This is a genomic window from Faecalibacterium sp. An192, assembly GCF_002160175.1.
Lineage (GTDB): Bacteria > Bacillota > Clostridia > Oscillospirales > Ruminococcaceae > Faecalibacterium.
In genome coordinates, this window is the sequence record NZ_NFKB01000094.1 from 1 (window position 1) to 5,147 (window position 5,147).

At 46.4% G+C, this 5,147-nt stretch carries 6 protein-coding genes; 4 read left to right on the forward strand and 2 right to left on the reverse strand.

Features of this window, described 5'->3' with window-relative positions:
* Positions 1–187 precede the first annotated feature (187 nt).
* Positions 188–385: a hypothetical protein gene (locus tag B5F27_RS15650; protein ID WP_087368989.1), complete on the reverse strand. Its 198-nt coding sequence runs from the start codon at positions 383–385 to the stop codon at positions 188–190.
* A gap of 296 nt (positions 386–681) precedes the next feature.
* Here B5F27_RS15650 and B5F27_RS15655 point away from each other — a divergent pair, with 296 nt between their 5' ends.
* The 4 genes from B5F27_RS15655 (at position 682) to B5F27_RS16665 (ending at position 3,789) form a co-directional block, all read left to right on the forward strand.
* Complete coding sequence (locus tag B5F27_RS15655) at positions 682–1,086, forward strand: helix-turn-helix transcriptional regulator (protein WP_158098273.1); 405 nt, start codon at positions 682–684, stop codon at positions 1,084–1,086.
* A 41-nt stretch (positions 1,087–1,127) separates the two neighbouring features.
* Positions 1,128–1,670 (forward strand): hypothetical protein, encoded by a 543-nt coding sequence (locus B5F27_RS15660; RefSeq protein WP_087368991.1) that lies wholly within the window; start codon positions 1,128–1,130, stop codon positions 1,668–1,670.
* A 162-nt stretch (positions 1,671–1,832) separates the two neighbouring features.
* Positions 1,833–3,125, forward strand: a complete 1,293-nt coding sequence (locus B5F27_RS15665; RefSeq protein ID WP_087368992.1) for an AAA family ATPase — start codon at positions 1,833–1,835, stop codon at positions 3,123–3,125.
* A gap of 10 nt (positions 3,126–3,135) precedes the next feature.
* Positions 3,136–3,789 carry a hypothetical protein gene (locus tag B5F27_RS16665; protein WP_144066562.1) on the forward strand — a complete coding sequence of 218 codons (654 nt, stop codon included), beginning with the start codon at positions 3,136–3,138 and terminating at the stop codon, positions 3,787–3,789.
* A gap of 239 nt (positions 3,790–4,028) precedes the next feature.
* Here B5F27_RS16665 and B5F27_RS15670 read toward each other — a convergent pair whose 3' ends face one another.
* Positions 4,029–4,865: a sugar transferase gene (locus B5F27_RS15670; RefSeq protein WP_343214655.1), complete on the reverse strand. Its 837-nt coding sequence runs from the start codon at positions 4,863–4,865 to the stop codon at positions 4,029–4,031.
* Positions 4,866–5,147: the final 282 nt, after the last annotated feature.

Sequence of the window (5,147 nt, forward strand, 5' to 3'; positions counted from 1 at the left end):
GGCCCCGGCAAGGCAGAGCCTCTGTTCTGCAACAGAAACCCTTCCTCGCCGGTGGCCTCTCATGTAATGTCTGGTTTAACACACCGGTTCTGTCAAAGTATGTGACCTGGAGATGGATTTACGCAGCCTGTTTCATCTCAACCATTCCGTCGGCATACCGTATTTAATTTTGATAGTATGCAGATTTTTATTCCACCTCATCCCCAGAAACATAGAGGTCAAGGCGAGTATGGCGGCGGCTCATTTTTCTTCTTACCACAACCGTAGAACAGACGCTACAAGCGCTTTTAATCGTCCCGTTGGCAGATCTATGCGCCTGTGACTCTTTGCCGCAATTTGGACAGTGCATCGAAACAGCTGACCAAGTCTCTTTATTTGCTTTCATCTATGCCTCCTGTAAATTATTTTTCCTCCCCCATATTTTGACAAATTATTCTTCATCAATATGGTATAATATTTCTAAATTTTTACGCCATTTCATACAACCAAACACTTTCACCCTTGCATACTCTAAAGCAATCCTGTATAATGGAGTAAAGTGGTAAATTGTAGCACTATTATATGCAACAGGGTAGCATCTGTCAAGTTGTTTATTCAATTTTATCGCTTTTGACTCAAATTTATATGCAATTACTTTGCATATTGCATGGTGCGATCGGATTGCAGAAAGGTTACACTAGAATGAATTTTGGCGAAAAAATACATAAATTGCGGAAACAAGTCGGACTGACACAGGCTGATCTTGCCAAGCTGCTGGGTGTACATCCCCGCACCATAATCGGTTATGAACGCGACGGACGATATCCCCGGGATCGCAGTACTTACAAAAAGCTGTCTGAGATCTTCCAGGTTCCTGTCCACTACTTTTACGAAGAATCTTCTTTTGAGGATCATGCTGCTGATGCCTACGGTGAAAGCGGCAGAGAAGATGCAAAACAGCTCGCAATGGAATTATCTGAACTTTTCGCCACAGGAGAACTGTCTGCTGAAGATATGGACAGCATTATGTATATGATGCATCGTGCCTATTTTCAATACCGTGAACAAAAACGAGAGCAGGAAAGAATGTCCGGGGAAAACAACTAGGTTTTCTTTGCTTTCTGCTCCATGGTCAAGAGGGGTTTATTATGGATTCTATTTTTCTTCACCAGAAAGCAAATGAGCTTGTCCAGAGTGCCGGTTCGAGAGACCTGCGCACCATTGCAAAGACTGTCGGGATGAACATAACAGAGATGCCCTTTGACGCGATTTCCGGGTTTTTTACGTTCAAATGGGATTTGTACCAGGTCGTTATCAATGTTGCGCTGGACAGGCAGACCAAGCAGATGGTATGCGGCTATGCACTGAGCCGCTATGCTGAAACCTATCTTTTCCCCGATAAGGTCTCCCATTCGATGAATTTCATTTCGCCGGCACATCTGGTTGAATATGAGGCCAATGCGTTTTCTTCTCATCTGATGCTTGACAGCGAAGAAGTTTACCACCTCACCAAACTAGGATACGATGTGCAGCAGATTGCTGCGATGACCAAACGCCATCTCCACATGGTCCTTGTCAAGCTCCTTGCACTCTATCACATGGGATACGATATGACCCACTACTATAGTCTGCACAGCCGATTCCTAAAAAAGTATCCCAACCTTTCCCACTTTGCTTTTTGTGTTGAGTAGCCATATCTTTGGCGTATTTTTTGTCCCTATCCGCCGGGACAGTTGCTTTGACACAAAATTCGCTTGTACCGCTACATTCTGCATGGTACAATATAGAAAAATTGGAAACCCTCAAATCGTCCAAGAGAACACCATACAGACTGTTATGAGGAGGATACTTTGATGTATCTGAACTGTCTTCATCTGGAGAACTTTAAATGTTTTGAGACGCTGGATATTAACTTTCATCCTCATCTAACTGTCATCGTCGGCGCCAATGGCGTGGGTAAAACCACTGTACTTGAAGGTGCAGCGATTGCTGTTAGTACAATGTTCTCCCCTTTTGACGGTCTCAAAAGCATCTCCATCGCAAAATCTCAAGCTCATCTGAAAGCTTACAAAATGGGAAGCACCAGCGATGTTCAGGCTCAATATCCGGTCAAAGTGTCTGCCTCTGCCGAGATTGACCACGCAACAGTAGAATGGTCTCGCAGTTTGAACACCGCGAAAGGACAGACTACAATTCGAGACGCAAATGCCCTGATTTCCATTGCTACTTCCTATCAGGAACGGCTTCAGAAGGGTGATTCTTCCCTCATTCTGCCCATTCTTGCCTATTACGGAACCGGAAGACTTTGGGATTACCATCGCGAAAAGCAGTCCGATTTATTTGGGACAAATACACGCACCAACGGCTATGTCAACAGTCTGGACGGCACCTCCAATATCAAGCTGATGATGAATTGGTTTGCCAAAATGACTGTCCAAAAGTACCAGAACCAGGAAAATGGTCTTGGTGCAGTTCCTGAATTATCGGCTGTCTATTCTGCCATGGAGCAATGCTATAACCAGATCACCGGACGTGATGATGCCAAAATCCAATATAACATTAGTACCAATGAATTGGATGTTTCCTACACCGATGAAAATGGTGAACGGATGCGTATTGGCATCAACCAGCTGAGCGACGGCTATAAAAGCACCATCAGCCTTGTAGCAGATATTGCATATCGTATGGCCATTTTGAATCCACAGCTTCTGGATAAAGTTCTGTCGGAAACCAGCGGAATCGTCTTGGTTGACGAAGCAGATCTGCATCTTCATCCTGCCTGGCAGCAGCACATCCTGAAAGATCTGACTTCCATCTTCCCAAAAGTCCAATTCATCGTGACCACTCATGCGCCAGAGGTCATCAACTCTGTATCCCGTGAACATGTTGTTGTGCTTGAAAACCATCGAGCCATTCAAGCCCCGGCAGAAACTTACGGAAAAGATGCCAACGGTGTGCTTCGCACCATTATGCGGGTAAAAGAGCGACCGCTGGATGTCATGAATCGCTTTGAATCTTTCTATGCTGCACTTGACCAGAAAGCGTACCCTGAAGCCGAAGAAATCCTTCGTTCGCTGGAAAACGATCTGGGCGAAGACCCTGAGCTTACCTCTATGCGGGTACAGCTTGATCTTGAACAGCTTTGAGGTATAGCCAATGATTGAAGTCAAAAAGGGTCCTGAACCCAAAGGTTTGTTACAGTATCGGCTGACTCCTCATGCAACTTATGCTGCCATGCCTTCTGTGCTGAAGCAGGAAATTATTGAAAGTCTCCTTTCTGAACAAGGCTATATTTGCGCCTATTGTATGAAGCGCATTGAATCAGGTTACGGAAAGCATCGGGCAACCATTGAACACTGTATCCCTCAAGCCTCTTCCAATGAATCCGAACGGCTCAATTACCGGAATATGCTGGCCGTCTGCTGGGGCAATCGGGATGCCGGGTCCATCAACGATAAAACGTGTGATGCGCGGAGAGGCAGTCTGCCGCTGGAAGAACAATCCATGAAAAAAGTGGACGTTTTTCATGGCAGCACATTATCTTCCATCGCCTACCGGTCCGATGGCACCATTTTCTCAGAAGATCCTGATGTAGATGAAGATCTGAATAGACGTTTGAATTTGAACTATTTGAAAGGCTGTCGTTTAGCCGCATTGCAGACTTTGCAGCGAGAAATCAACCGACACTATCCGGGGAAAACCGTATCAAAAGACTATCTTCAAAGGCTTCTTGCACATTATCAGGCACAGAGCGGCCCCAAAACACCCTATTGCGGAATTCTGATCGCCTGGCTGAAGAGAAAATTGTGATTGTCCGCATGAGGAATATTCCATCAAAACAACCTGGTTCCCATGCCTTGCGTGCGCGTGTTTTCTGCTTCACGGATTGATAGATGGCTGAAAAGCCATACTATACGGCGCACTTTCCCAACTCAGCTTTCAGGTGAAAAGGGCAGGCTTCCGGAAAGATTCCATACATATCACCGTGCAAAATCGAAATCCGCCGAAGAGCTCATACCGGCAACGATCACAAGGTCTTTGTCAGCGCTTTACTCCCCATACATTTTGAGAACTGCAACAACCGTCAGAAAAATTAATTTCCAGTCCAGCCAGAAGTTACGCTCCTGTATGTATTTGAGGTCCAGGTTCATCCACTGATCAAATGTCAGTTCATTGCGGTTGGGCTGAATCTGCCAGTAACAGGTAAGTCCTGGCTTCACATAAAGCCGCTGTTTTTCGTAGTCGGTGTACGCGGCAACCTCACGAGGCAGCGGCGGCCGCGGCCCCACAATGCTCATATCCCCTTTTATAATGTTGATGAGCTGCGGCAGTTCGTCGATGCCGGTTTTGCGGATCAAACGGCCCACCCGGGTGATCCGGGGGTCATTCTTGATCTTAAAAACGGGGCCGTCCATTTCATTCTGCCCCAGCACTTCATGCAGCTTTTCTTCTGCATCAGGTACCATGGAGCGAAACTTATAAAATTTGAAAATTTTTCCATCCCGGCCTACCCGATTCTGCGAGAAAACAGGACTGGCTCCCGGATTGTCCATCCAGATCACCAGGGCCACAATCAGCATTGGAATTGCCAGGACAACCAGAGCCACAGAAGAAAAGAAAACATCCTGTATCCGCCGCACAATCTGATACCGATGTTGTTTCTTCAGCAGCTCCTCCCGGTTAAGCCAATATTCTTTCAAAGAATTGGCATTGCATACGACCGGTTCCTTTTCAAACGATATCCGCGTCTCAACTGGTTCCACAAAGATCCCTTTATCCTTCCGTTGTCCAGAGCCAAATGGTTTCAAAAAGAACAGGGTTGCTTTTCTGCACATTTCATGTCCAGAAAGCAGCCCTGTTTTCTTCTTTTTCTGCCGCGCTGGCAAAATCTGTAGGCCGGCTGCTCTCGTCGAGTATGCCGTCAGTCCTTTTTATAAATTTCGCAGTTTATTGCAAAAATCGGACGCTGAGCGACACCTGCACGGAGTTTTAGCGACACCCTGCCGGAGAGCCAGCGACACCTCACCGCCCTAAAGCGACATCCTTGTACCTTACATACAAAAGCTCTGCCAGCCAAACCGGCCAGCAGAGCCCAGGTCAACTTTCTTCAGGAACAGGAATACCGTTTTCTGTCAGGACGTTTTCCAACTGTCGAATCCTCTCGCGCT